Annotated in this window: 25 protein-coding genes; 11 read left to right on the top strand and 14 right to left on the bottom strand. The window is 71.3% G+C overall.

Features of this window, described 5'->3' with window-relative positions; all coding sequences use genetic code 11:
• Positions 1 to 16 precede the first annotated feature (16 nt).
• Positions 17 to 1,663 carry a D-alanyl-D-alanine carboxypeptidase/D-alanyl-D-alanine endopeptidase gene (gene dacB / locus ACZ5Y0_RS14200; protein WP_469128946.1) on the bottom strand — a complete coding sequence of 549 codons (1,647 nt, stop codon included), beginning with the start codon at positions 1,661 to 1,663 and terminating at the stop codon, positions 17 to 19.
• A 79-nt stretch (positions 1,664 to 1,742) separates the two neighbouring features.
• On the opposite strand from dacB, the gene ACZ5Y0_RS14205 reads away from it, so the two are divergent.
• Positions 1,743 to 2,234 carry an inorganic diphosphatase gene (locus tag ACZ5Y0_RS14205; RefSeq protein ID WP_007452023.1) on the top strand — a complete coding sequence of 164 codons (492 nt, stop codon included), beginning with the start codon at positions 1,743 to 1,745 and terminating at the stop codon, positions 2,232 to 2,234.
• 192 nt (positions 2,235 to 2,426) lie between these two features.
• Complete coding sequence (locus ACZ5Y0_RS14210; protein ID WP_469128947.1) at positions 2,427 to 4,088, top strand: threonine/serine exporter family protein; 1,662 nt, start codon at positions 2,427 to 2,429, stop codon at positions 4,086 to 4,088.
• Between the two features lie 117 nt (positions 4,089 to 4,205).
• Here the strand turns inward: ACZ5Y0_RS14210 and ACZ5Y0_RS14215 are convergent, their stop codons facing one another.
• Positions 4,206 to 5,186, bottom strand: coding sequence for a DedA family protein (locus ACZ5Y0_RS14215; RefSeq protein WP_469128948.1), 981 nt, complete (start codon positions 5,184 to 5,186; stop codon positions 4,206 to 4,208).
• Positions 5,187 to 5,323: 137 nt separating this feature from the next.
• On the opposite strand from ACZ5Y0_RS14215, the gene ACZ5Y0_RS14220 reads away from it, so the two are divergent.
• A complete protein-coding gene (locus tag ACZ5Y0_RS14220; RefSeq protein ID WP_073495697.1) occupies positions 5,324 to 5,689 on the top strand; it encodes a YbjQ family protein in 366 nt (121 codons plus the stop codon).
• Between the two features lie 15 nt (positions 5,690 to 5,704).
• Here the strand turns inward: ACZ5Y0_RS14220 and ACZ5Y0_RS14225 are convergent, their stop codons facing one another.
• Positions 5,705 to 6,469, bottom strand: a complete 765-nt coding sequence (locus tag ACZ5Y0_RS14225) for a MerR family transcriptional regulator (RefSeq protein ID WP_469128949.1) — start codon at positions 6,467 to 6,469, stop codon at positions 5,705 to 5,707.
• Between the two features lie 149 nt (positions 6,470 to 6,618).
• Between ACZ5Y0_RS14225 and ACZ5Y0_RS14230 the strand changes: the two genes are divergently transcribed.
• Entirely contained in the window at positions 6,619 to 7,902 is a 1,284-nt protein-coding gene (locus ACZ5Y0_RS14230) for an ion channel protein (RefSeq protein ID WP_469128950.1), read from the top strand.
• Between the two features lie 249 nt (positions 7,903 to 8,151).
• The gene (locus ACZ5Y0_RS14235) at positions 8,152 to 9,552 is read left to right on the top strand and encodes a glutamate decarboxylase (protein ID WP_469128951.1); all 1,401 of its coding nucleotides are present in this window, start codon (positions 8,152 to 8,154) and stop codon (positions 9,550 to 9,552) included.
• A 1-nt stretch (position 9,553) separates the two neighbouring features.
• Here ACZ5Y0_RS14235 and ACZ5Y0_RS14240 read toward each other — a convergent pair whose 3' ends face one another.
• From ACZ5Y0_RS14240 to ACZ5Y0_RS14260, 5 genes are all read right to left on the bottom strand, one after another.
• A complete protein-coding gene (locus ACZ5Y0_RS14240; RefSeq protein WP_469128952.1) occupies positions 9,554 to 10,312 on the bottom strand; it encodes an ABC transporter permease in 759 nt (252 codons plus the stop codon).
• On the bottom strand, positions 10,309 to 11,265 hold the full coding sequence (locus ACZ5Y0_RS14245; RefSeq protein ID WP_469129184.1) for an ATP-binding cassette domain-containing protein: 957 nt from the start codon (positions 11,263 to 11,265) through the stop codon (positions 10,309 to 10,311). Before ACZ5Y0_RS14245 ends, ACZ5Y0_RS14240 begins: the two co-directional genes overlap by 4 nt.
• Before the next feature lie 83 nt (positions 11,266 to 11,348).
• On the bottom strand, positions 11,349 to 11,990 hold the full coding sequence (locus ACZ5Y0_RS14250; RefSeq protein WP_469128953.1) for a PadR family transcriptional regulator: 642 nt from the start codon (positions 11,988 to 11,990) through the stop codon (positions 11,349 to 11,351).
• Positions 11,991 to 12,159: 169 nt separating this feature from the next.
• Entirely contained in the window at positions 12,160 to 13,620 is a 1,461-nt protein-coding gene (locus ACZ5Y0_RS14255) for an aldehyde dehydrogenase family protein (RefSeq protein ID WP_469128954.1), read from the bottom strand.
• A 142-nt stretch (positions 13,621 to 13,762) separates the two neighbouring features.
• The gene (locus ACZ5Y0_RS14260) at positions 13,763 to 14,587 is read right to left on the bottom strand and encodes a helix-turn-helix domain-containing protein (RefSeq protein WP_382782557.1); all 825 of its coding nucleotides are present in this window, start codon (positions 14,585 to 14,587) and stop codon (positions 13,763 to 13,765) included.
• Between the two features lie 375 nt (positions 14,588 to 14,962).
• Between ACZ5Y0_RS14260 and ACZ5Y0_RS14265 the strand changes: the two genes are divergently transcribed.
• Complete coding sequence (locus tag ACZ5Y0_RS14265; RefSeq protein WP_469128955.1) at positions 14,963 to 15,445, top strand: ATP-binding protein; 483 nt, start codon at positions 14,963 to 14,965, stop codon at positions 15,443 to 15,445.
• 96 nt (positions 15,446 to 15,541) lie between these two features.
• Here the strand turns inward: ACZ5Y0_RS14265 and ACZ5Y0_RS14270 are convergent, their stop codons facing one another.
• The 5 genes from ACZ5Y0_RS14270 to rpmG form a co-directional block, all read right to left on the bottom strand.
• Complete coding sequence (locus tag ACZ5Y0_RS14270; RefSeq protein WP_355907402.1) at positions 15,542 to 15,802, bottom strand: DUF397 domain-containing protein; 261 nt, start codon at positions 15,800 to 15,802, stop codon at positions 15,542 to 15,544.
• Between the two features lie 770 nt (positions 15,803 to 16,572).
• A complete protein-coding gene (rpsR, locus tag ACZ5Y0_RS14275) occupies positions 16,573 to 16,806 on the bottom strand; it encodes a 30S ribosomal protein S18 (protein WP_469128956.1) in 234 nt (77 codons plus the stop codon).
• A gap of 3 nt (positions 16,807 to 16,809) precedes the next feature.
• Positions 16,810 to 17,994, bottom strand: coding sequence for a CobW family GTP-binding protein (locus tag ACZ5Y0_RS14280; protein WP_469128957.1), 1,185 nt, complete (start codon positions 17,992 to 17,994; stop codon positions 16,810 to 16,812).
• Positions 17,991 to 18,245, bottom strand: coding sequence for a type B 50S ribosomal protein L31 (locus ACZ5Y0_RS14285; protein ID WP_469128958.1), 255 nt, complete (start codon positions 18,243 to 18,245; stop codon positions 17,991 to 17,993). Before ACZ5Y0_RS14285 ends, ACZ5Y0_RS14280 begins: the two co-directional genes overlap by 4 nt.
• Before the next feature lie 6 nt (positions 18,246 to 18,251).
• On the bottom strand, positions 18,252 to 18,416 hold the full coding sequence (rpmG, locus tag ACZ5Y0_RS14290; RefSeq protein ID WP_030573688.1) for a 50S ribosomal protein L33: 165 nt from the start codon (positions 18,414 to 18,416) through the stop codon (positions 18,252 to 18,254).
• 62 nt (positions 18,417 to 18,478) lie between these two features.
• Here rpmG and rpmB point away from each other — a divergent pair, with 62 nt between their 5' ends.
• From rpmB to ACZ5Y0_RS14310, 4 genes are all read left to right on the top strand, one after another.
• On the top strand, positions 18,479 to 18,715 hold the full coding sequence (rpmB, locus tag ACZ5Y0_RS14295; protein WP_469128959.1) for a 50S ribosomal protein L28: 237 nt from the start codon (positions 18,479 to 18,481) through the stop codon (positions 18,713 to 18,715).
• Positions 18,715 to 19,020: a 30S ribosomal protein S14 gene (gene rpsN, locus ACZ5Y0_RS14300; protein WP_469128960.1), complete on the top strand. Its 306-nt coding sequence runs from the start codon at positions 18,715 to 18,717 to the stop codon at positions 19,018 to 19,020. The genes rpmB and rpsN overlap by 1 nt, the downstream gene beginning before the upstream one ends.
• A 577-nt stretch (positions 19,021 to 19,597) precedes the next feature.
• Positions 19,598 to 20,161, top strand: coding sequence for a hypothetical protein (locus ACZ5Y0_RS14305; protein WP_469128961.1), 564 nt, complete (start codon positions 19,598 to 19,600; stop codon positions 20,159 to 20,161).
• Positions 20,162 to 20,254: 93 nt separating this feature from the next.
• A complete protein-coding gene (locus ACZ5Y0_RS14310) occupies positions 20,255 to 20,788 on the top strand; it encodes a DUF4232 domain-containing protein (protein ID WP_469128962.1) in 534 nt (177 codons plus the stop codon).
• A gap of 200 nt (positions 20,789 to 20,988) precedes the next feature.
• Here ACZ5Y0_RS14310 and ACZ5Y0_RS14315 read toward each other — a convergent pair whose 3' ends face one another.
• Positions 20,989 to 22,098, bottom strand: a complete 1,110-nt coding sequence (locus tag ACZ5Y0_RS14315) for a DUF2786 domain-containing protein (RefSeq protein ID WP_469128963.1) — start codon at positions 22,096 to 22,098, stop codon at positions 20,989 to 20,991.
• Positions 22,099 to 22,183: 85 nt separating this feature from the next.
• Here ACZ5Y0_RS14315 and ACZ5Y0_RS14320 point away from each other — a divergent pair, with 85 nt between their 5' ends.
• Entirely contained in the window at positions 22,184 to 22,930 is a 747-nt protein-coding gene (locus tag ACZ5Y0_RS14320) for a Clp protease N-terminal domain-containing protein (protein ID WP_469128964.1), read from the top strand.
• Positions 22,931 to 22,992 lie beyond the last annotated feature (62 nt).

Raw genomic sequence — 22,992 nt, forward strand, 5'->3', positions numbered from 1 at the left:
GGGCGCGGGAGGGGGCTCAGCCGCAGCCGCAGGTCGCCAAGGCCGTGGCGGCTCTGTCCAGGGCTGACTGGGCCGAGGTCGGGTCGGTGGTGTTCGCGGTGAGGACGGCGAAGGCCAGGACGTGGCCGGCGCGGTCGACGACCGTGCCGGCGAGGGTGTTGACGCCGGTCAGGGTGCCGGTCTTGGCGCGGACGACCCCCGCGGCGTAGGCCGCGTCGTCCGTGTAGCGGGTGGTGAGGGTGCCGGTGAAGCCGGCGACGGGCAGGCCGGTGAGGACCGGGCGCAGGTGGGGGCGGGCGGGGTCGCCGGCCTTGACGAGGAGCGCGGTCAGGAGGTTCGCGGTGAGGCGGTCGTTCCGGTCGAGTCCGCTGCCGTCCCTGAAGTCGGCGCCGTCCAACGGCAGTCCGAGCCGTCCCAGCTGGGTGCGGATCCCCTTGCCCGCGCCGGCGAAGTCGGCGCGCACGCCGGTCGCGAGGGCGGTATGGCGGGCGAGCGCCTCGGCGATGTCGTTGTCGCTGTTGGTCAGCATCCGCTCGACGAGGGAGGCGAGCGGGGGTGACGAGACCGTGGCCAGCGTCCCCCCGCGCGCGGAGGCCTTCGACGGGGCGGGCGCGGACGCCCTGACGCCCTGCTCCCGCAGGAACTGTGCGAACTTTCCCGCCGCGTCCGCCGCCGGGTCGGGCACGCGGGTCGCCGGGCCGCTCGTCGAGCCGTCCGCGCGGCCCTCGTCGGCGATCAGGGCGGTGACCCGGGCCAGGTTCGGGTTGACTCCGATCGGGTGAACTTCGGTGCCGGCGTACAGCGTGGTGTCGTACGACAGCGTCGCCCGGGTGATGCCGCGTTTCTTCAGGGCCGCGGCCGTCGAGGCGGCGAGGGCGCGCAGGCTGGCCCAGCCCTCGGGCCTCTCGCGGGCGGTGAGGGTGGGGTCTCCGCCGCCGACGAGCACGACGTCCTTGGTACCCGGCTGAAGGGTGGTGCGGGTGGTGAGGCGGTGGTCCGCGCCCATCGCGGCCAGGGCGGCGACCGCGGTGGCGATCTTCGTGGTGGAGGCCGGGGTGAGCGCCTGGTCGGCGCCGCTGCCGTAGAGCCGCTTGCCGGTGGTCACGTCGACCACGGCGGCCGTACGGCGGGTGCCGAGAGCCGGGTCGGCGAGGAGTGGGCCGAGCAGACGCGTGAGGGCGGCGGAACCAGGGGCCGACCGGACGGTGGTCGTCGCGCCGCCGAGGCCCGTCAGCACCGACCCGGCGCTGGGTGCGGGCCGAGGCGCCCCGGCGGCGGTGTCGGACGTACCGGACCCTTCGGTCCCGCGGCCGTGATCTGCGCCACCCAGTGCGGCGGCCCGGTCCCGCTCAGCCGTACGCTGACCGGAGGAGTCCCAGGGGCCGGCGGTGGTCGCCACGCCGACGGCCAGGGCCAGTCCGGCGGTCGTCGCACCCGCGGTGTACCGCCAGGCGGGGCCCGGCTTCGGTCGCGTGACCCGCGCGAGCTGCGGTTTCGCCGCCTGTCGGAGCCGTGCGACCCGCGGCTTGGCGGCCGCCGCAGCGCGCGCGAGACGTGGCCGTACGAGCCCTGCGGCCCGTGCCAGACGCGGTCGTACGGCGTCCGCGGCCCGCACCACGTGCGGTCTCGCGGCCCGCCAAGGCCTCAGCTCTGGCACGATCACCAGCCCCTTTCGCGATCACACACCGGCGTGAGGGACACTTAACCACCAGAACTATGTGCTGATCATGGAGGAGCCACCGGTGGAGTTCGACGTCACGATCGAGATCCCGAAGGGTTCGCGGAACAAGTACGAGGTGGACCACGAGACCGGTCGGATCCGCCTGGACCGTCGACTCTTCACCTCGACCGCCTACCCGACCGACTACGGCTTCGTCGAGAACACTCTCGGCGAGGACGGTGACCCGCTGGACGCGCTGGTCATCCTGGACGAGCCGACCTTCCCGGGTTGCCTCATCCGCTGCCGCGCGATCGGCATGTTCCGCATGACCGACGAGGCGGGCGGCGACGACAAGCTGCTCTGCGTCCCGTCGACCGACCCGCGCGTGGAGCACCTGCGGGACATCCACCACGTGTCGGAGTTCGACCGGCTGGAGATCCAGCACTTCTTCGAGGTCTACAAGGACCTGGAGCCCGGCAAGTCCGTCGAGGGCGCCGACTGGGTGGGCCGCACCGACGCCGAGGCCGAGATCGAGCGGTCGTACAAGCGCTTCAAGGACCAGGGCGGTCACTGAGTCGCCCGGCCCCTGAGGGGGCCGCAGAGGGCCGCACGCTCGCGTGCGGCCCTTTGTCGTGCCGGTGCGCCGTGGCGGGTGGGCGTCGTCGGTGGGCATACGGGTGGGCATATGACGGTGGACATCGTCGTGGGCATACGTCGGTGCGCATACTGAGATCTACGGAATGTGTCGTTCAGGGAGCGTTGCTCAGTGACGGAGGCGGAGGACCGCAAGCCGGAGTCGGACGAGGCGAGGGGCACGTTCGATCCGGAGATCACGTCCGAGTTCGCGATCCCGCGGGGACTGGCCGTCCCCAGGAGCGGGAGCGAGTCGGAGACCACCTCGGAGTTCGCCGTCCCGGACGGCCTGGAGGTGGCGCAGGCGGCCGGCGCGGAGTCCGAGGGTTCGGCGTTCAGTGTGCCGAGGACGTACAGCTCACGGCACGCCCCGCCCGCCTTCACGCCCGCCGAGGGCTCTCCCGTGGTCAGTCTGACCAAGGACGTGCCCTGGCAGGACCGGATGCGGACGATGCTGCGCATGCCGGTGGCCGAGCGGCCCGCGCCGGAGCCGCCGCCCAAGGCGGAGGAGGGCGGCCCGGCCGTTCCGCGCGTGCTCGACCTGACGCTGCGCATCGGGGAGCTGCTGCTGGCGGGCGGGGAGGGCGCCGAGGACGTGGAGGCCGCGATGTTCGCGGTCTGCCGCTCCTACGGCCTCGACCGCTGCGAGCCGAACGTCACGTTCACCCTGCTGTCGATCTCCTACCAGCCCTCCCTCGTCGAGGATCCGGTGACGGCCTCACGGACCGTGCGGCGTCGGGGCACCGACTACACGCGGCTGGCGGCCGTCTTCCACCTCGTCGACGACCTCAGCGACCCCGAGACGCACATCTCCCTGGAGGAGGCCTACCGGCGGCTCGCCGAGATGCGGCGCAACCGGCACCCGTATCCGACCTGGGTGCTGACCTCGGCGAGCGGACTGCTCGCCGGCGCGGCCTCGGTGCTCGTCGGCGGTGACCTGATCGTGTTCGTGGCGGCGGCGATCGGCGCGATGCTCGGCGACCGGCTGGCGTGGCTGTGCGCCGGGCGAGGGCTGCCGGAGTTCTACCAGTTCCTGGTGGCCGCGATGCCGCCCGCCGCGATCGGCATCGCGCTGACGCTCGGGCACGTCGACGTGAAGGCCTCCGCCGTCATCACCGGTGGACTGTTCGCGCTGCTGCCCGGACGGGCCCTGGTGGCCGGCGTCCAGGACGGTCTGACCGGCTTCTACATCACCGCCGCCGCCCGCCTGCTGGAGGTCATGTACTTCTTCGTCGGCATCGTCGTCGGCGTGCTGGTGATGCTCTACCTCGGCGTGCAGCTCGGCGCCCATCTCAACCCCGACGCCTACCTGGGCATCACCGAGCGGCCGCTGTGGCAGATCGGCGCGTCGATGCTGCTGTCGCTGACCTTCGCGGTACTGCTCCAGCAGGAACGGTCCACCGTGCTGGCCGTGACGCTGAACGGGGGCGTCGCCTGGTCGGTGTACGGCGCCATGCACTACGCCGGTGGCATCTCGCCGGTGGCCTCCACGGCCGTCGCGGCGGGCGTGGTGGGACTGTTCGGGCAGCTGTTGTCGCGGTACCGCTTCGCGTCGGCGCTGCCCTACACGACCGCGGCGATCGGGCCCCTGTTGCCGGGGTCGGCCACGTACTTCGGGCTACTGGCCATCGCGCAGAACGAGGTGGACGCGGGGTTGGTCTCCCTGACCAAGGCCGCGGCGCTGGCGATGGCCATCGCCATCGGCGTGAACCTGGGGTCGGAGATCTCGCGGTTGTTCCTGCGCATCGGGTCCGCGGAGAAGCGGCGGGCCGCCAAGCGGACGCGGGGGTTCTGAGCGGGGCGTCAGCCGGGGCGGAGCGGGTTCCGGTGGCGACAGCCGGCCGGGTCGGCCGGCCGCGCCCATGCGGCGGAGCCGCACATCGCAACGGCCCGCGCCCGTACCGGAGCCCCGTCAGTAACCCTGGTTGTACGGATACTGGCCGTTCTGGGGCTGCTCGGGCTGCTGCGGCTGCTGCTGGCTCTGGTGCTGGGAGTGCCAGTCCTGCTGGGGTTGCGGCTGCCAGGTCTGCTCCTGGGGATACTGCTGCTGCGGGTACTGCTGGAACTGCTGGGACTGCTGCTGGTACTGCTGGTACTCCGGAGACTGCTGGTACTGCTGGCCGTAGTGGTCGTTCCGCTGGTGGTCGCCCTGATCGCCGCTCTGGCCCTGGCCGCCGTACGGGTCGTGCTCCTCGATGCGGCGGAGCTGGGTCGTGGCGTCGTCCATGACCGGCGGCTGCTGGGCGCGGGGCCCGTCCTGCGGGGGGTTCGTCCTGGACCGGGAGCGGGCGCGGAGGAACTCGATGATGATCGGGACCACCGAGAGGAGGACGATCAGAAGCAGGATCGGCTCGATGTTCGTCTTCACGAACTCGATGTTGCCCAGCCAGGAGCCGAGCAGGGTCACGCCCGCGCCCCACAGGACGCCGCCGATGACGTTGAAGATCAGGAAGGAGCGGTACCGCATGCCGCTGACGCCGGCGATGATCGGCGTGAACGTGCGCACGATGGGCACGAAGCGGGCCAGGACCAGGGACTTGGGGCCGTACTTCTCGAAGAACTCGTGCGCCTTGGTGACGTTCTCCTGCTTGAACAGGCGGGAGTCCGGGCGGGTGAAGAGGGACGGGCCGACCTTCTTGCCGAACATGTAGCCCGCCTGGTCGCCCAGGATCGCGGCGACGCAGATCAGGGCGATCGCCGCCCACAGGGGGAAGTCCAGCTGGTTCGACGTGATCAGCAGACCCGCCGTGAACAGCAGCGAGTCCCCCGGCAGGAAGAAGCCGATGAGCAGGCCCGACTCCGCGAAGACGATGAGCAGCAGACCCCAGATTCCGAAGCTGTCGAGCAGGTAGTCGGGGTCCAGCCAGCTCGGTCCGAGGGCAAGGGTCGTCACGGTTCCGGGCTCCTGACGGGGGTGAGGAATGACAGCGTCCTTCTACGGCCGCACAAAGCTATCAACGCCCTGCGTCCGCCCCAGGTTCCATGGGGTCCCCAGGATGCACCGTGAGCCCGATCGGGCAAACCTTGAGCATGGGCATCGAAGAATACGGCGGCGGCCAGGGGCCCCAGCCGGACGTACTGGTCGTCACCACCAACGACGTACCCGGGCACCGGGTCGAGCAGGTCATCGGCGAGGTCTTCGGGCTGACGGTGCGCTCGCGGCACCTCGGGAGCCAGATCGGGGCAGGGCTGAAGTCGATGATCGGCGGTGAGCTGAAGGGCCTCACCAAGACGCTCGTGGAAACCCGCAACCAGGCCATGGACCGACTCGTGGAGCAGGCACGCGCGCGTGGCGCCAACGCCGTGCTGGCGTTCCGCTTCGATGTGACGGAGGCCGCCGACGTCGGCACCGAGGTGTGCGCGTACGGCACGGCGGTGGTCGTGGCCCGGGAGTGACCCCGGGCCGGGACGCTACGCGTGCGTGTGCCGGGCCGCGTTGGCGTCGATCGCCTCCTTCAGGTGCTCGGCGAGACCCGGGCGGGTGGAGTCGTAGAACGCCTTGAACCGCTCGTCGGCGACGTACATCTCGCCGAGGCAGCGGTGGAGTTCGTACGAGCACTCGTAGAACCAGCCGCTGATGTGTCGCCGGTGTTCCTCGGCCATGTCCATGGCCCGCTCGCCGGTGGGCGGTTCACCGGCGCCCATGAGCGCGTCGTAGCGTCCGCTCCAGTCGGCCACCTCCGCCTGCATGCGCTTCCAGTCCTCCTTGGTGTAGCGGGCGGCCCGGCGCTGTGACTCCGCGTACAGCTCGGTGCCGCCCCACCGCCGCTCGGCCTCCTCGGCGTACTGCTCGGGGTCCTTGTCACCGAAGACCTCGAAGCGTTCCTCGGGGGTCAGGTCGATACCCATTTCACGTGCCTCCATGGCGTGTTCCACGGCCGCGGCCATTGATTGAAGCTGCTCGATCCGGGTGGTCAGCAACGCGTGCTGACGGCGCAGGTGCGCGCGCGGGTCCGCCTCCGGGTCGTCGAGCAGGGCGGCGACCTCGTCGAGCGGGAAGCCGAGTTCTCGGTAGAACAGGATCTGCTGGAGCCGGTCCAGGTCGGCGTCGCCGTAGCGCCGGTGGCCGGCGCCGCTGCGCTCGCTCGGCACGAGCAGGCCGATGCCGTCGTAGTGGTGCAGGGTGCGCACCGTCACTCCGGCGAAGCCCGCGACCTGTCCTACGGAGTAGCTCACTTCGTCCGCTCCCTTCTCGGTTCGCACTCCACGGTGGGCCCTCACGCGACGTGAGGTGCAAGTTCGTTTCCCGGGCAGCTGGGCGACTACCGCTCTCCGGACGGCTCCCCCCTCGAGCGACGCCCGTTTTGTCCGATTATCGTGATCCCGTGGCCCAGGACACCGCGCGGCAGACGCCTCCCTCCCCGGCGAGCCCCGCGCGCGCGTTGCTGCCCTCGATCCTGCCCGCCCTGGTCGTCGGTGTGCTGGCGAGCCTGCTCCTCGTGCTGGTCAGCTGGCTGGCCGAGCGGCTTCAGGGCGTGCTGTGGAAGAACCTGCCGGACGCGCTGGGGGTGGGGCGCTACTCGGTGCTGTGGATGTTCGTCATGCTGACCGCCACGGGTCTCGCGGTCGGGCTGGTGGTGTGGAAGGCGCCCGGGCACGCGGGCCCCGATCCCGCGACCACCGGCCTCGACACCCCCGTCCTGGCGCCCGTGGTGCTGCCGGGACTGCTGTTGGCGACGATGCTGATGCTGGCCGGCGGTCCGAGTCTGGGCCCGGAGAACCCGATCATCGCGGTGAACGTGGCAGTGGCGTACTGGCTGGGCCATCGACTGCTGCCGCGGGCGCCGGGCCGGGCGTGGCCGGTGCTCGCGGAGGCGGCGACCATCGGGGCACTGTTCGGAACGCCGGTCGCGGCGGCCCTGCTGATCTCCGAGGCGCTCGCGGGGCGGCGGACCGAGGGGCCGCTGTGGGACAACGTCTTCGCGCCGCTCGTCGCGGCCGCGGCCGGCTCGATGACGACGACCCTGGTCGCCCATCCGTCCTTCGAACTCGAGCTGCCTCCCTTCGGACAGCCCGACTGGGGCGATCTGCTGTCGGCGATGGTGATCGCCTCCGTGGGCGCGCTGCTCGGCATGGCCGCCGTGCGCGCCTTCCCTCACGTCCACAGAGGGTTCGCGCGGCTGCGGCACCCCATGCTCGCGCTGCCGGCCGGCGGGGTGGTGCTGGGGCTGCTGGCGGCTGTGGGCGGCCATCTGACGCTCTTCAAGGGCCTGGACGAGGTCGGGGAGCTGGCTCACGATCCCGAGGGCTGGACGGCCGGAGAGTTCGCCACGATGACGGTGGTGAAGCTGGCCGCGCTGCTCGTCGCCGCGTCCTGCGGCTTCCGCGGCGGGCGGATCTTCCCGGCGGTGTTCGTGGGCGTCGCCCTCGGACTGACCGCTCACGCCCTCGTCCCCGCCGTGCATCCGGCGGTCGGGGTGGCGACGGGTGTGCTCGGCGTCCTCCTGGCCATCACCCGGCAGGGCTGGGTGAGCCTGTTCGTCGCCGCGGTCCTGGTCTCCTCCCCCACGATCATCGCGCTGCTGTGCGTCGCCTCGCTGCCGGCCTGGCTCCTGGTGACCGGCAGGCCCCAGATGCAGCTGCGGGAGGACGGGACGGCGATCCGGTGAACCGATCAGACCCTTCGATCCGATGAAGCGGTAGGAGGCCGCTGCTCCCCCGCCCCCTCCCCTCCTCGCGCTGACCACGGCCCTACGCCCCCTGGCCACCGCCCCCCACCATCCGTCCACCGACCACTCGACTCGGCCGGCCGGGAAGGAGTCGCGGCACGACTGCCAGCCGTCCCCCGACCCGGACGGTGCACCGCCCGCACACCGACCACCAGCACGACACCACCCGACCCCCGACAGGAGCAGTCCATGGCCCTGCACGAAGGCCCCGCGAAGCGAGACGAGCGTTCCCTGTCCGTGAACCCCTTCTACGGCGAGGCGGACCCGGTCAGCGGCATGACCGAGGCGCCGCCCAAGCACCGGCTGCCGGACGGCCCGACGCCGCCCTCGACGGCGTATCAGCTGGTGCACGACGAGCTGATGCTGGACGGCAACTCGCGGCTGAACCTGGCCACCTTCGTCACCACGTGGATGGAGCCTCAGGCCGGGGTGCTGATGGCGGAGTGCAGAGACAAGAACATGATCGACAAGGACGAGTACCCGCGCACCGCGGAGCTGGAGCGCCGCTGCGTGGCGATGCTCGCCGACCTGTGGCACGCACCTGATCCGTCGGCGGCCGTCGGCTGCTCGACGACCGGGTCGAGCGAGGCGTGCATGCTCGCCGGGATGGCCCTCAAGCGGCGGTGGAGCAAACGCAAGGCCGACCCGACCGCCCGGCCGAACCTGGTCATGGGGGTCAATGTCCAGGTCTGCTGGGACAAGTTCTGCAACTTCTGGGAGGTCGAGGCCCGCCTGGTGCCCATGGAGGGCGAGCGCTTCCACCTGGACCCGCAGGCCGCCGCCGAGCTGTGCGACGAGAACACCATCGGGGTCGTAGGCGTCCTCGGCTCCACCTTCGACGGGTCCTACGAGCCGATCGCCGAGCTGTGCGCGGCCCTGGACGCCCTACAGGAGCGGTCCGGCCTGGACATCCCGGTGCACGTGGACGGGGCGTCCGGCGCGATGATCGCGCCCTTCCTGGACGAGGACCTCGTGTGGGACTTCCGCCTCGCGCGCGTGGCGTCGATCAACACCTCCGGACACAAGTACGGGCTGGTCTATCCCGGCGTCGGCTGGGCCCTGTGGCGCGACAGGGACGCCCTGCCCGAGGAACTGGTCTTCCGCGTCAACTACCTGGGCGGCGACATGCCGACCTTCGCGCTGAACTTCTCGCGGCCCGGCGCCCAGGTCGTCGCGCAGTACTACACGTTCCTGCGGCTGGGCCGCGCGGGCTACCAGGCCGTTCAGCGGTCCACGCGCGAGGTCGCCCGGGGCCTCGCCGACCGGGTGGAGGCGCTCGAGGACTTCCGGCTGCTGACCCGGGGCGACCAACTGCCCGTCTTCGCCTTCACCACGGCCCCCGGTGTCGAGTCCTACGACGTCTTCGACATCTCCCGGCGGCTGCGTGAGCACGGCTGGCTGGTGCCGGCGTACACCTTCCCGCCGAACCGCGAGGATCTGTCCGTCGTGCGGGTCGTGTGCCGCAACGGGTTCTCGTCGGACCTCGCCGACCTGTTCGTGGACGATCTGACGCGGCTGCTGCCGGAGCTGCGCCGGCAGCCGCACCCCCTGACGCGGAACAAGGAGGCGGCCACCGGCTTCCACCACTGAGTCAGCGGCTCATGCGCCCGAACCGGCCTACCGCGAGCGGGAAGAAGACAGCGAGCAGGACCAGCGGCCAGACGACGGCCGGCCACACGCCGCCCGTCTCACCCGCCGGGCCGAACAGGTCACGGACGGCGGTCGCCGTCCGTGACATCGGGTTCCACTCGACGACCGTGCCCAGCCAGCCCGGCATGGAGTCGGGGGTGGCGATGGCGTTGGAGAGGAAGCCGACCGGCCAGATGAGGATCTGCACGGCCTGGACCATCTCAGGCTTCCCGGCCACCAGCGCCAGCAGGATGCCGATCCACAGCATCGCGAAACGGAGCAGCAGGAGAAGACCCACGCCGCCCAGGAAGGCACCGGCACCGCCCTGGGCGCGCCAGCCGAGCGCGCAGCCGACGCCGATCAGCACCGCCAGGCCCAGTGCCGACTGGAGCATGTCCGCCGCCGAGCGGCCCACCAGGACCGCGCCGTCGGCCATCGGCATGGAGCGGAAGCGGTCGATGACGCCCTTGTTGAGGTCCTGGGTGACGGCGAGCATCGTGCCCTCCAGGCCGAAGGCCATGGTGAGCGCGAGCATGCCGGGCATCAGGTAGTCGAGGTAGTCGCCGTTCACCCCGCGGCCGCCGCCGACGAGATAGGCGAACATCAGCAGCAGCATCACCGGGAAGACCAGCCCCACGACCAGCCGGCCCGGCTGCCGTGCCCAGTGGGCGAGTTCGCGCCGGGTCATGGTCCAGGAATCGGTCAGCGCGTACGTACTCACACGGCCTCCTTCGTACGGTCTTCCTGCCCGGTCAGGTGCAGGAAGACCTCGTCCAGCGTGGGGCGGCGCAGGGCCACGTCCTCGGCCTCGATGCCGGCCTCCTCCAGGCCGCGGACGACGGCGGAGAGGGCGGCCATGCGGTCGGTGACCGGGGCACTGAGCAGCCGGCGGTCGGGGTCGACGGAGATCTCCTCCTCGGCCATGGGCAGCAGGGCGAGCGCGGCGCCCAGCAGTCCCTCGTCGCGCAGGACGAGGTCGATGCGGTCGGCGCCGGTGAGCGCCTTCAGTTCGTCCGCGGTGCCGTCGGCGACGACCCGGCCCCGGTCCACGACGGAGATGCGGTCGGCGAGCTGGTCGGCCTCCTCCAGGTACTGGGTGGTGAGCACGACCGTGGTGCCGGCACCGACCAGGGAGCGGACCGCGGACCACACCTCGGCTCGGCCGCGCGGGTCGAGACCGGTGGTCGGTTCGTCCAGGAACAACACCTCCGGGTCCGTGATCAGGGACGCGGCGAGATCCAGGCGGCGCCGCATGCCCCCGCTGTAGGCACGCACCGGCTTGCGGCCGGTGTCGCCCAGCGCGAAGCGCTCCAGCAGTTCGTCCGCGCGCCCTCGCGCGCGGCGGGCGCCCAGGTGGTGGAGACGACCGAACATCTCCAGGTTCTGACGGCCGCCCAGATCCTCGTCCAGTGCCGCGTGCTGGCCGAGCAGGCCGATGCGCGGGCGGACCTCGCGGGCCCGGCGCACCACGTCGTGCCCGGCCACCTCGACCCGGCCCGAGTCCGGCCGCAGCAGCGTGGACAGGATCCTGACCAGGGTCGTCTTGCCGGTGCCGTTCGGGCCGAGCACCCCGTGCACCGTGCCGCGCGCCACGGTGAGGTCGAGCCCGTCCAGAGCCTGCCTGTCGCCGTACCTCTTGCGTACGTCCTCGACGGTGATCGCCGCGTCGGCCATGTACCGCACCCCCACACCCTTGTTAGTCAAACTTGACTACTATCCCCCAAGCTAACCGCGCCGACGCCCGTCGTCAAACTTGATTAGTAATCGTCCTCGGGGTGTCGCTCCCCCGACGCGTAGGGGTTGTCCTGGTCCTCCGCGAGGACGCCGACGAACGGCTCGCCCTCACCGGAGAACGTGTAGGCCCCGCCCTCGACGCGCGCGATCAGGCCCAGGGTCCACTCCGCCTCGGCGTCCGCCGTGTGCACCCAGAGGTTCATGATCTCGCCGATGTGCCCCAACCGCTCCGGTCCCTCCTCGGGCAGATAGTGCTCGGTGACGGCCGAGCGCCACTCCTCGATGCGCCGGACCCGCTCCTTCAGCAGCGACACCGCCTCGGCGCGGGGCAGGTCGACGATGAAGCCGAGGGCCGCCGACTTCACGTCCATCTTCTGGTCGTAGGAGGTCAGCGACTCGCGCACCAGCCGGAAGTACTCCTCGGTACCCCGCTCGGTCATCTCGTACTCGGTGCGGGGCGGGCCGCCGACAGTGGACGGGGCGACCTCGTGCGCATGCAGCAGTCCCTGCTTCGCCATCTGCTTCAGGGCGTGGTAGATCGAGCCCGGTTTGGCGGTGGACCACTCGTGGGCGCCCCAGTACTCCAGGTCGTTGCGCACCTGATAGCCGTGGGCCCGCCCGTGCTGGCGCACCGAGCCCAGCACGAGGAGACGGATCGCTGACATGGCGTCCAGACTAGGCCGCCCGCGACCCGCGGGGGCAACGGGCGGGGAGCGAAGCGGAACCGGCCGGCGCCCGAGGCGGGAACCGGCCGGAACGGCGGAGCGGCCCACGGCAGGCCCGAGGCGGGAACCGGCCGGAACGGCGGAGCGGCCCACGGCAGGCCGCGAAGACCTAGAAGGGGAACTGGCTGCGTGCGTGCTGGACCGAGATCCACTTCGTCGTCGTGAAGGCCTCGAGGGTCGTCTCGCCGTTCAGGCGGCCGACGCCGGAGTTCTTCTCGCCGCCGAACGGCACGATCGGCTCGTCGTGCACCGTGGCGTCGTTGACGTGGAACATCCCGGTGGCGATCCGCTTGGCGAAGGCGACGCCCCGCTCGACGTCGCCGGTGTGGACGGCACCGCTGAGCCCGTAGGGGGTGTCGTTGACGAGGCGGACGGCCTCTTCCTCGCCGTCGAAGGTGTTGATGAAGACGACCGGACCGAAGATCTCCTGCTGGAGCAGGGCGGAGTCGGCGGGGAGGTCGCTCAGCACGGACGGCTCGACCAGGTTGCCGGTGGTCGCGCCGTGCAGGAGGGCGGTCGCGCCCTCGGCCACGGCCTGGTCGACCACGCCGGAAAGCGCCTCGGCCTGCGAGGAGTTGATGACCGGGCCGATGAGGGTCTGCGGGTTGCGCGGGTCACCCGCCTCGAGGGTCCTCACCTTGGCGACGAACCTCTCGGTGAACTCGTCGGCGAGCGAGCGGTCGACCAGGATGCGGTTGGCGGCCATGCAGACCTGGCCCTGGTGCACGAAGCGGCTGAAGACGGCGGCGTCCACCGCGTAGTCCACGTCGGCGTCATCGAGGACGACGAACGCGCTGTTGCCGCCGAGCTCGATGATGGACCGCTTGAAGTGCGAGGCGGCGACGGTGGCCACGTGCCGGCCGACCTTGTCGGAGCCGGTGAAGGAGATGACCCGCGGCACCGGGTGCTCCAGGAAGGCGTCGCCGATCTCGGCGATGTCGGTGACGACGACGTTCAGCAGGCCTGGGGGCAGGCCCGCGTCCTCGAACAGCTTGGCGATGACGGTGCCGCCGGAGATCGGGGTGTTCTGGTGCGGCTTGAGCACCACAGCGTTGCCGAGGGCCAGTGCGGGCGCGACCGACTTCAGCGACAGCAGGAAGGGCACGTTGAAGGGGCTGATCACACCGACGACGCCGACCGGCTCGCGGTAGACGCGGTTCTCCTTGCCGTCGATCGGCGAGGGGATGATCCGGCCCTCGGGGCGCAGCGCCAGGTGGATCGACTCGCGCAGGAACTCCTTGGCCAGGTGGAGTTCGAAGGCGGCTTTGCCGAAGGTGCCGCCGGCCTCGTCGACGAGCAGCTCGCTGATCTCGGCCTCGCGCTCCTCGACCAGCCGCAGCACCTTCTCGAAGACCGAGCGGCGGGCGTAGGCGTTGGTGGCGGCCCACTCCTTCTGGGCGCGGGCGGCGGCACGGTAGGCCTCGTCGACCTCGTCCACGGTGGCTATCGTGATCGACGCGATCTTCTCGCCGTTGTAGGGGTTGAAGTCGATGATGTCCCAGGACCCAGTCCCCGGGCGCCACTTACCGTCGATGTACTGCTGGGCCAGGTCGGTCAAGTACGACGACATGTGATCCCTCAATCCCCTGCTGCGATCGGCTGCGATCGGCATCACGATCTGATCACACGTCATCGTACGTGCGTTTCAACGGAGTTGGGGCAACACTTGGAGCACTCCTGGGCTACCCGAGGGGAAACCCCGACCGAGCGGACTAGGACAGCTGGAGCAGTCCGCGCAGCAGGTCCCGGCTCTCGTCGGGGCCGGGGCTGTCCTGCTGGAGTTCCTTGAGCGCCTGCTCGTACTGGGCGACGTCCTCGCGTTTGTCCAGGTAGAGGGCGCTCGTGAGCTGCTCCAGGTAGACGACGTCCGACAGGTCGGACTCCGGGAAGCTCAGGATGGTGAAGGCGCCGGACTCGCCGGAGTGCCCGCCGAAGCTGAACGGCATGATCTGCAACCGCACGTTGGGGCGCTCGGAGATCTCGATCAGGTGCTGGAGCTGCTCACGCATGACCTCGCGGTCGCCGTACGGCCGACGCAGAGCGGCTTCGTCGAGGACGATGTGGAAGTCGGGGGCGTTCTCGGCGACGAGGTACTTCTGCCGCTCCAGGCGCAGGGCCACGCGCCGGTCGACGTCAGCCGCGCTCGCGCCCTTCATCCCGCGCCGCACGACCGCGTGCGCGTACGCCTCGGTCTGGAGCAGACCGTGCACGAACTGCACCTCGTACGCCCGGATCAGGGCTGCGGCGCCCTCCAGGCCGACGTAGGTGGGGAACCAGTTGGGCAGGACGTCCGAGTAACTGTGCCACCAGCCCGCCACGTTGGCCTCGCGGGCGAGTCCGACGAGCGCCTGGCGTTCGGCGTCGTCCGAGATGCCGTACAACGTCAACAGGTCTTCCACGTCACGGGTCTTGAAGCTCACCCGACCCAGCTCCATCCGGCTGATCTTCGACTCCGACGCTCGGATCGAGTACCCGGCCGCCTCCCGCGTGATGCCGCGTGCCTCACGCAGTCGCCGCAGTTGCGAGCCGAGCAGCATCCGCCGCACCACCGATCCGGGCTCTCCCGCGCTCACGTTCGCCAGCCTCCCCAACCGTCCTCAGGGCCCGCAGTCTGCCACTAAAACACTTCGAGCAGTACTCGGCCGATTACAGAGATGGAAAAAAGCCGAAGAGTACCCACAGCGTGGCGTCTGGGGAGGGTGAGGAGAAAGCAAGGGAAGTGCTCGCCAACCACAAGAAGATGGCGGAAAAAATGGCCAAGAAGCGGTACGCGCGGGTCCATTTCGGTCACGTGCACGTGCATCTGCCCTTGCATCTGCCCTTCGCATCGGAAACCATGGTCCCGCGCCACCGCTGCATCGCAACGACCGCGACTACCGGGAGTGCCTCGCATGGGGACGAATGGATCGACCATGCTCGAGCCGTTACGGCAGGGCCTTCCGCCGCTTGATCCCGCGGCCGTGTCCGACGCGGCCTCCTGCGCTCTGCCGACCCGCTTCGAGGCGGTGCGCGAGGCCCGGCAGTTCACCCGGAGAACCCTCGGCCAGTGGGACGTCGACGAGCGGTTCGACGACATATGCCTGGTCGTCTCGGAGCTGGTGACGAACGCCCTGCGGCATGGACTGTCGCCCGACGCCGATCCACACGGGCCCGAGGTGCAGCCGCCCGTGCGACTGCACCTGCTGCGGTGGACCGAGCGGCTGGTGTGCGCGGTGCGCGACCCCAGTCAGGACAGTCCCCTGCCGCGCGAGGTGGGCGACTTCGCGGCGGAGTCGGGCCGCGGCCTGTTCCTCGTGGACTCCTTCGCCGAGGGCTGGGGCTGGCAACCGCTCTCCCCGAACCTGGGCGGCAAGGTGGTCTGGGCGCTGTTCCGGCTGCACACCCCCGCCGGATGACGAACCGCGGCACCTTACGGTGCTGCGGTTCTACGCGCGTCACAGCACCTTCTGCACCGAATTCTCCGGCACCTCGCCCTCCGGAGCGGGCCGCCGTCAGCCGGCGATCAGGTGGTCGAACTCGCCGTCCTTGATGCCCAGGAGCATCGCCTCGATCTCGGCCCTCGTGTAGACGAGCGCGGGACCGTCCGGAAAGCGCGAGTTGCGCACGGCCACGTCCCCGCCGGGCAGCCGCGCGAACTCGACGCAGGACCCTTGGGAGTTGCTGTGCCGGCTCTTCTGCCAGGCAACCCCGTACAACTGTGTGGCCGCCATGCCGTTGTACACGTCGTGCCCCCCGTCAACGTCGTGGTCCACAGGTCGCTCCCTGGTGGTGCACTGGCTCGTGTGGCCATAGGTGCCGTGGTCAACTGTTCCGGATCATAACCCTGTTCACGTGCGCATGCATGAGCAGATGCACGTGCACGCGGGGTGTGTAAGCGGTTACAGCTTTGACGCCCGCTTTACCGGACGCTGGGCCGGGTCCTGGGCCCATCCTGCGTGCGCCCCGAGGCCCGCTCCCCATGGGGCCCACCGGTTCACCTGGGTGATCAGCTGGTGATCAGCGGCAGCGCGGCGCCAGAGGTAGTACGGATCGAACCACTGGTGCACAGGAAGAGACGCACCGGGTGCCCTCGATGTTCCACCGTCCCGGACGTGGTTCGGCCGACCGACCCGGAGCGGGCCCCCGGCGGGTGGCCGGATCACCTCCTCGCCTGGGCGGACGCCGACCGTCCACTCGGTACGCGGGGCGGCCCCGCGGACGGCCTCCGGCGGCCGCGGCATCGCCGTCGCGGAAACCCCCGTGGCCGTGGTCCCCCCGCCGCGAACAGGGCAGGGGCCGCCGCCTCCGCCTCCCCCGCGTGGAACGGCCTCGCCCCCGTGGGCGACGGAGGCGTCGTCAGCGGGGGCGAGGGGTGGCCCGTCTCCGAGCAGGCCGTGGGAGACGTCCGGTCGGCGGGTATCCGGGCGGCGCATACCGCCAGGTTCACGGGACGACGAGCGTGCTTCTCCTCGCACGAACGACGATCGCTTCATACGTCGAGGAGGGGAGCGGTCGTACGAACACGACCGGGGTCCGCCGGGGGTCAGCGGGTGCTGTACGGCAGGAGCGCCATCTCGCGGGCGTTCCTGACGGCCCGCGCCAGGCGGCGTTGCTGCTGGGCCGAGACACCGGTGACCCGGCGACTGCGGATCTTGCCGCGGTCGGAGACGAACTTCCGCAGCAGGCCGGTGTCCTTGTAGTCGATGTAGGTGATCCCGGCCTGATCCAGCGGGTTGGGCCGGTGCTTGGCGGGCTTGCGTTCACTTCCGCGGGCCACGGGTCAGACCTCCAGGAGGGTGTCGAAGGCGGGCGGCAGCAGCTTCCAGGCGTCGCGCCCGGCGGCGTACTCGGCGTCGGTGAGCAGACAGGACTCCAGCAGCCGGTCGAGTCCGTCGCGGTCGAGGCCGGGCGAGGTGAAGACCAGGTGCTGGCAGCAGTCGCCGTGCTCGGGGTGCCAGTCCATGGCGGCCGCGGCGCGGCGCACCGGCGGGAGCATCTCCCAGGCCGCGTCCGGCAGCGAGGCCAGCCAGGGCCCCGCGGACTCCACGCACAGGGCGCCGCCGGCCGCGTCCCAGTGGAGCAGCACGTCGGGCTTGTCGGCGAGCCAGAACCGGCCCCGGCTGCGGGCGGCGGCGCAGGTCAGGTCCTCCAGTGCCGCGTACAGCCGCTCCGGGTGGAAGGGACGGCGGCGGTGCCAGACGAAGGTGGTGACGCCGTGCGCGTCGGCCTCAACGGGCAGCAGCGCGCAGGCCGGGTGCTGGGCCGCGGCCGCGGCCGCCACGTCGAAGCCGGCGAAGGCGGCGGCCACGAGTGGCGAACGCGGTTCCGGCTCACCCGCACGTGCGGATGCGCCCGCCGGATCCCCTGGGTGGCCGCCCCGGACGGGGACCCGGCGGGCCGTCGGATGGAGCTGGGACAGCAGCTCGCGGTCCTCGTCATCGGCGTCCGGGGAGTCGACGACGGCCAGGACGGGGGCGTACTCCAATTGCCGGGCGAAGGTGTCGGCGACGGTCCGTCGGTCCGTGGCCGCGGCGGCGAGGCCGCGCTCGGCCAGGTCGTCGCCGTTGCCGAGGTACGGCAGCAGCAGCGCCGGGTCGACTGCGGTGATCACACCGGTGACCGTGAGGCCGCCCTCATCGACCACCTCGGCCATCGCCTTGGGTTCGACGGAGTCCCACAGTTCGACCACCGCGAGCGGGATGGTGGGGTCGTCGGCGAGACGGAGCAGCTCGGGCACGAGGTCCTCGCGCAGGGCGCAGCAGGCACAGTCGTTGACCAGCGGTGCCTCACCCGCGAAGAGGATGCCCTCGGCGTCCCTGATCGTGCGGACGACCGTGCCGGCCGCCGCCGTCGCCAGGTCGTGGTGGAGCGCCACGCTGCCGGGGACGTCGGCGAGCAGCCGCGCGACGGTCGTGCGGCGGGCCTCTGCGTGCAGCCCGCCGACGATCACCACCGGCAGACTCACGCCCCGCCCCGCTTCCCGAACCGGCGCTCGAAGCGCTCGACGCGGCCGGCCGTGTCCAGGACGCGGGCCGTGCCGGTGTAGAAGGGGTGGCTGACGGAGGAGATCTCGACGTCCACCACGGGGTAGGTGTGGCCGTCCTCCCACTCGATCGTCTTCTCACTGCTCATCGTGGAGCGAGTGAGGAAGGCGTGGTTCGCGGCGCGGTCACGGAAGACGACGGGACCGTAGGACGGGTGAATTCCGTTGCGCATGGCTGGTCAGCGCTCCTCTCGGAAGTCGACGTGACGGCCGGCGACCGGGTCGTACTTGCGCAGGGTCATACGGTCCGGGTCGTTGCGGCGGTTCTTGCGGGTGACGTACGTGTAGCCGGTCCCCGCCGTGGAGCGGAGCTTGATGACCGGGCGCAGTTCGTTGCGTGCCATGCTGGTACCTTACTGAAAATGACATTCATTAGCGACAGGCTTCGAGGAGAGGTACGTCACCCATGTCCGCGCACTGCATGCTGACCGGCGCCCAGCCGGGCTTCGGCAACCGCATCTCCCACTCCCACCGGCGCACTTCGCGCCGCTTCGACCCCAACATCCAGTCCAAGCGGTACTGGCTGCCGAGCGAGGGCCGTCAGGTACGGCTGCGGCTGAGCACGAAGGGGATCAGGACGGTCGACGCGATCGGCGTCGAGGCGGCCGTCGCCCGGATCCGGGCACGAGGGGTGCGTGTCTGATGGCGAAGAAGAGCAAGATCGCGAAGAACGAGAAGCGGCAGGAGGTCGTCGCCCGGTACGCCGAGCGGCGGGCCGAGCTGAAGGAGATCGTCCGACGGCCCTCGTCGACGGAGGCGGAGCGGCTGGCCGCACAGCGGGAACTCCGCAGGCAGCCGCGGGACGCGAGCGCCACGCGCGTGCGCAACCGGGACCAGGTGGACGGCCGGCCGCGCGGGTACTACCGGGCGTTCGGCCTGTCCCGGGTGAGTCTGCGGGGGCAGGCGCACGCGGGGTATCTGCCGGGGGTGCGCAAGGCTTCCTGGTGAAGTCGTCCGGTGCGGGCGCGGCGGTCCCACCGGGCGGGCCTCGGGTTCCGCTGGCGCGGACCCGGGGTTCGCTCCAGGGCTCGCCTCGGTTCCGCAGGCGCGGACCGGGGGTTCGCTCCGGGGCTCGCCTCGGGTTTCCGCAGGCGCGGACCGGGGGTTCCCTTCGGCACGTGGCCTCGGGTGCCTTCCACAGGGCTCCCGGTTCCGCCGGGGCGGACCGCTCGGTCCCTCATCGGGGCGGGCTCGGTCTCCCTTCCGGGGCAGCCCTGGTTTCCGCCGGGGCGGACCGCTCGGTCCCTCATCGGGGCGGGCTCGGTCTCCCTTCCGGGGCAGCCCTGGTTTCCGCCGGGGCATCGGGTTTCCGCCGGGGCGGTCCCCGGATTCCGCGGGGGCATCGGGTTTCCGCCGGTGGGTCCTCTGGTTCCGCGGGCCACACGGTCCCCTCCGGAATCGTCCCCCGTTTCCTTTCCAGGCGGGTCGTCCTTGTTTCCCGGCTGGTAGCTTGCTGCCGGTCCTTCCGGTTCTTTCCGGTTCTTCCGGTCGACCCGGCCGTCCGGCTACAGCTTGGGAGCCCGCAGTGACTTCGGCGAACTTCTCGCGCCCCTCGCCCACCTCGCGTCCCACGCCCGGGACGTCCCGCCGGGGGGTGCGGGCCACCGCCGTGACCGCCGCCGTACTGGTGGGGGCCCTGGGACTGACCGCGTGCAGCGACGACGGAGGGTCCGGCGGCTCCGACGGCGTCTCCTCGGCCACGCCGAGTGTCACGACCGGCGCGGACACCGGGGGTGGGAGCGGCGGGACGGCCGGGAGCGGTTCGGTGACGGCTTCCGGTGAGTTGGAGGGCAGTTGGCTGGCCACAGCGGACGGCCGCGCCGTCGCCCTGATCGTCACCGGCAAACAGGCCGCCCTCTTCGCGACCGGCGGGACCGTGTGCAGCGGGACCGCCGGCAAGGAAGCCGACATGACGATGATCCGGCTCACCTGCACGAGCGGGAAGAAGGACCGGACGACCGGCATGGTCGACTCGGCCGACGACAAGAGCCTCAAGATCACCTGGGACGGCGCGGTCGGCGCGGAGACGTACACCAAGGCGGAGGGCGGACAGTGGCCGTCCGGGCTGCCGACGGCCGGTCTGGGATAGCGAAGCGATCACGAGGGCGGGGGCGGGCAGCGGAAGGGGGTGCGCATGCGTGATGATCCTCCGAGCACCGTCACGTAACCGTAGGGACCCCTCATGCGCGCCGCTTCGATCACCGTCACCGCCCTCGTCGCCGCCTTTCTGCTCACCGCCTGTGGGGGCGGGGACGACAGCGCATCCGGCGACGGGGAGAGCAAGGCCTCTTCCCCTTCCGGCACCGCCTGCGCCGCCGGTGACCTGACCACGGAAGCCGGTGCCGTGAACGCCGCCCCCGCAGCCGGGGACACCGGCAACGTGACCGTCACGGTCACCAACGGCGGCAAGGACTGCACCCTCGACGGCTTCCCGAAGGTCGTGCTGAAGGCGGGCGGGACCACCGTCGACGTCCCCCGCGACGAAGCCGCCGAGGCGCAGCCGCTTCCCCTCGCGGAGCAGGGCACCGCCTCCTTCACGATCACCTACGTCCGCGGCGAGGACGGCGACGGGAGCCTCGCCGTCAAGACCCTCGCGTACGGGCTGTCGGACGCCTCGGCCACCGAGAGCCTGGACTGGTCGTACGGCGCGGTCGCCCTCAAGGAGGGCGACAAGCCGGACGCGTCGGTGAGCGCCTTCCAGGTGGCGGGGGACTGAGTTCGGCGGACTGATGGCGGCGGACCACCTCCGGCGGAACGGCGTCGGGCGGAACGGTTCCTGATCGACCGGTTGTGAGCGGACCAGTTCGGTTCCAGCGGACCGGTTGCAGCGGACCGGTTCCGGGCTCGGCGCCGCTTGGGCGCGGTGTGAGTACGCGCGCGCGTGCGTGCCCACACCGCGGTCGGCCGGAGCTCCCGTCAGGGCAGGTGCGGGCGGGTGTGGACCTGGGCCCGGTCCGCCGCGTCCGCGCCCTGTGTCCAGCCCGCTTCGTCGGTGACGCCTCGCAGGCGGGTGGTGGTCGTCCGAGGGAACAGGCGGTCCGTGGCAGCCGTGACCGCCACCTCCCTGGAGGCCAGGACGGGCAGGAGGTCGGCGGTGACCGGGGTGTCGGCCGCGGCGGCCAGGCGGGTGCCCACCCGATGGGCGTAGGCGGCCAGGAAGGACTGGCGGAACGTCTTCGTGCGTCTGCGGCCGCCCGCCCGCTGTGCCGCCTCCGCCTTCGTCATCGCGGTCCGGGCCTGCACCAGGAGCGAGGTGTAGAGCAGCTCCACCACCTCCAGGTCGGCCTCGAAGCCGACGACCGTGGAGAAACAGAAGGGCTCGTTCCACACGGCCCGGCAGTGGTTCGCCCCGGCGACCGCGTCCAGCAGCACCGCCTTGGCCTGCTCGTACGGCGGCTCGACGCCGATGCGGCGGGCGCCGGGGGCATCCGGTGCCGGGGCCGCCGCGTCGAGCAGCGCCTCGTCGACGCTGTGCCGGGCCATCAGCTCTTGCGCCTTCGCGGTGAGCGCCTCCGCCTCCTCGGGAAACCCGGTCGCCTCCGCCTTGGCGAGCAGCGCGCGGATACGGGTGAGCATGCGGGAGTCGGAACGCTGCTGTCCGCTCGCCTCCTGGAGGGGTTCGAGGGTCGGCAGCCGCAACAGCAGCCGGTAGAGCTCCAGGACCGCCGTCGCGTGCGAGAAGCGGTCGCCCCTACGGAGTGAGGGGTCGGCGGGCGGCAACTCCTCCAGCTGGGCCGACCAGCGCCGACCGCGCGCCCGGTCGTGCGGCGCCTGGGCGCGGACGAGCGCCGAGAGCAGCCGTACGTGCGTGTCCTCCAGGTCGCGGCGCACGAGCCGTACGAGGTCCGCGGGCTGCCAGCCGCGGCGCCACGCGGCCGCCAGGAACTCCTCGCCGCGCCGCTCGACTTCGGCGTCCGCGGCGGGGTCGGCGGCCAGCAGGGACGCGCCGGTGTCGAGAGCGGTGTCGGTGTCGTCGTAGAGGGCTGCCTGGAAGGCGCGTTCGACGGTGCTGGGCGTGCTGCTCACGCATGGATCGTGCCACGCACGCACGGCGGCACGGGAACGTCAACCACGGGTTGACACCTTGAGGGTGTCAACTTACGGTTGACGCATGACTTCCCGACAGGATCCCACCTCCTCCATCCGTCTCGACGACCTCATCGACGCGATCAAAAAGGTCCACCCGGAGCCCCTGGAACAGCTCCAGGACGCCGTCATCGCCGCCGAGCACCTCGGGGACGTCGCCGACCACCTGATCGGTCACTTCGTCGACCAGGCCCGGCGTTCCGGGGCTTCCTGGACCGACATCGGCCGGAGCATGGGCGTGACGCGGCAGGCCGCGCAGAAGCGGTTCGTGCCGAAGGAGTCGGCCGACCTCGACCTCAGCCAGGGCTTCAGCCGGTACACCCCGCGCGCGCGGAACACCGTCATGGCCGCCCACAGCGCCTCCAAGACGGCGGGCAACTCCGAGGGCCGGCCCGCCCACCTGGTCCTCGGCCTGCTCGCCGAGCCCGAGGGGCTCGCGATGAGGGCGCTCGCCGCGCAGGGCGTCACCACGGAGGCCGTGCGCGAGGCCGCGACCGCCGCGCTGCCGCCCGCCGCCGACGAGGTACCCGAACTCGTCCCCTACGGCTCGGACGCCAAGAAGGTCCTCGAACTCACCTTCCGCGAGGCCCTGCGCCTCGGCCACAACTACATCGGCACCGAGCACATCCTGCTGGCCCTGCTGGAGTTCGAGAACGGCGAGGGCGTCCTCAGCGGGCTGGGCGTCGACAAGGCGGGCGTCGAGCGGTATGTCGAGGAGACGCTGGCCGAGATCCGGACCCCGCGGGCGCGGGAGGACGGGGCGGAGGCCTGAGGGATGCGGCGTGCTCGGCCGTCCACAGCGCCCCCCGCACACGCCGCCCCCACGTCCCCGCC

The sequence above is a fragment of the Streptomyces sp. NPDC033216 genome (assembly GCF_055577115.1).

Bases quoted from the DNA above. Each gene is read 5' to 3' on its own strand.
- ACZ5Y0_RS14220 (WP_073495697.1), top strand. From the start codon at position 5,324: ATGGGCATCGAAGAATACGGCGGCGGCCAGGGGCCCCAGCCGGACGTA.
- ACZ5Y0_RS14235 (WP_469128951.1), top strand. From the start codon at position 8,152: ATGGCCCTGCACGAAGGCCCCGCGAAGCGAGACGAGCGTTCCCTGTCC.
- ACZ5Y0_RS14245 (WP_469129184.1), bottom strand. From the start codon at position 11,265: ATGGCCGACGCGGCGATCACCGTCGAGGACGTACGCAAGAGGTACGGC.
- ACZ5Y0_RS14250 (WP_469128953.1), bottom strand. From the start codon at position 11,990: ATGTCAGCGATCCGTCTCCTCGTGCTGGGCTCGGTGCGCCAGCACGGG.
- ACZ5Y0_RS14255 (WP_469128954.1), bottom strand. From the start codon at position 13,620: ATGTCGTCGTACTTGACCGACCTGGCCCAGCAGTACATCGACGGTAAG.
- ACZ5Y0_RS14260 (WP_382782557.1), bottom strand. From the start codon at position 14,587: ATGCTGCTCGGCTCGCAACTGCGGCGACTGCGTGAGGCACGCGGCATC.
- ACZ5Y0_RS14265 (WP_469128955.1), top strand. From the start codon at position 14,963: ATGCTCGAGCCGTTACGGCAGGGCCTTCCGCCGCTTGATCCCGCGGCC.
- ACZ5Y0_RS14285 (WP_469128958.1), bottom strand. From the start codon at position 18,245: ATGCGCAACGGAATTCACCCGTCCTACGGTCCCGTCGTCTTCCGTGAC.
- rpmG (WP_030573688.1), bottom strand. From the start codon at position 18,416: ATGGCACGCAACGAACTGCGCCCGGTCATCAAGCTCCGCTCCACGGCG.
- rpmB (WP_469128959.1), top strand. From the start codon at position 18,479: ATGTCCGCGCACTGCATGCTGACCGGCGCCCAGCCGGGCTTCGGCAAC.
- rpsN (WP_469128960.1), top strand. From the start codon at position 18,715: ATGGCGAAGAAGAGCAAGATCGCGAAGAACGAGAAGCGGCAGGAGGTC.
- ACZ5Y0_RS14310 (WP_469128962.1), top strand. From the start codon at position 20,255: ATGCGCGCCGCTTCGATCACCGTCACCGCCCTCGTCGCCGCCTTTCTG.
- ACZ5Y0_RS14320 (WP_469128964.1), top strand. From the start codon at position 22,184: ATGACTTCCCGACAGGATCCCACCTCCTCCATCCGTCTCGACGACCTC.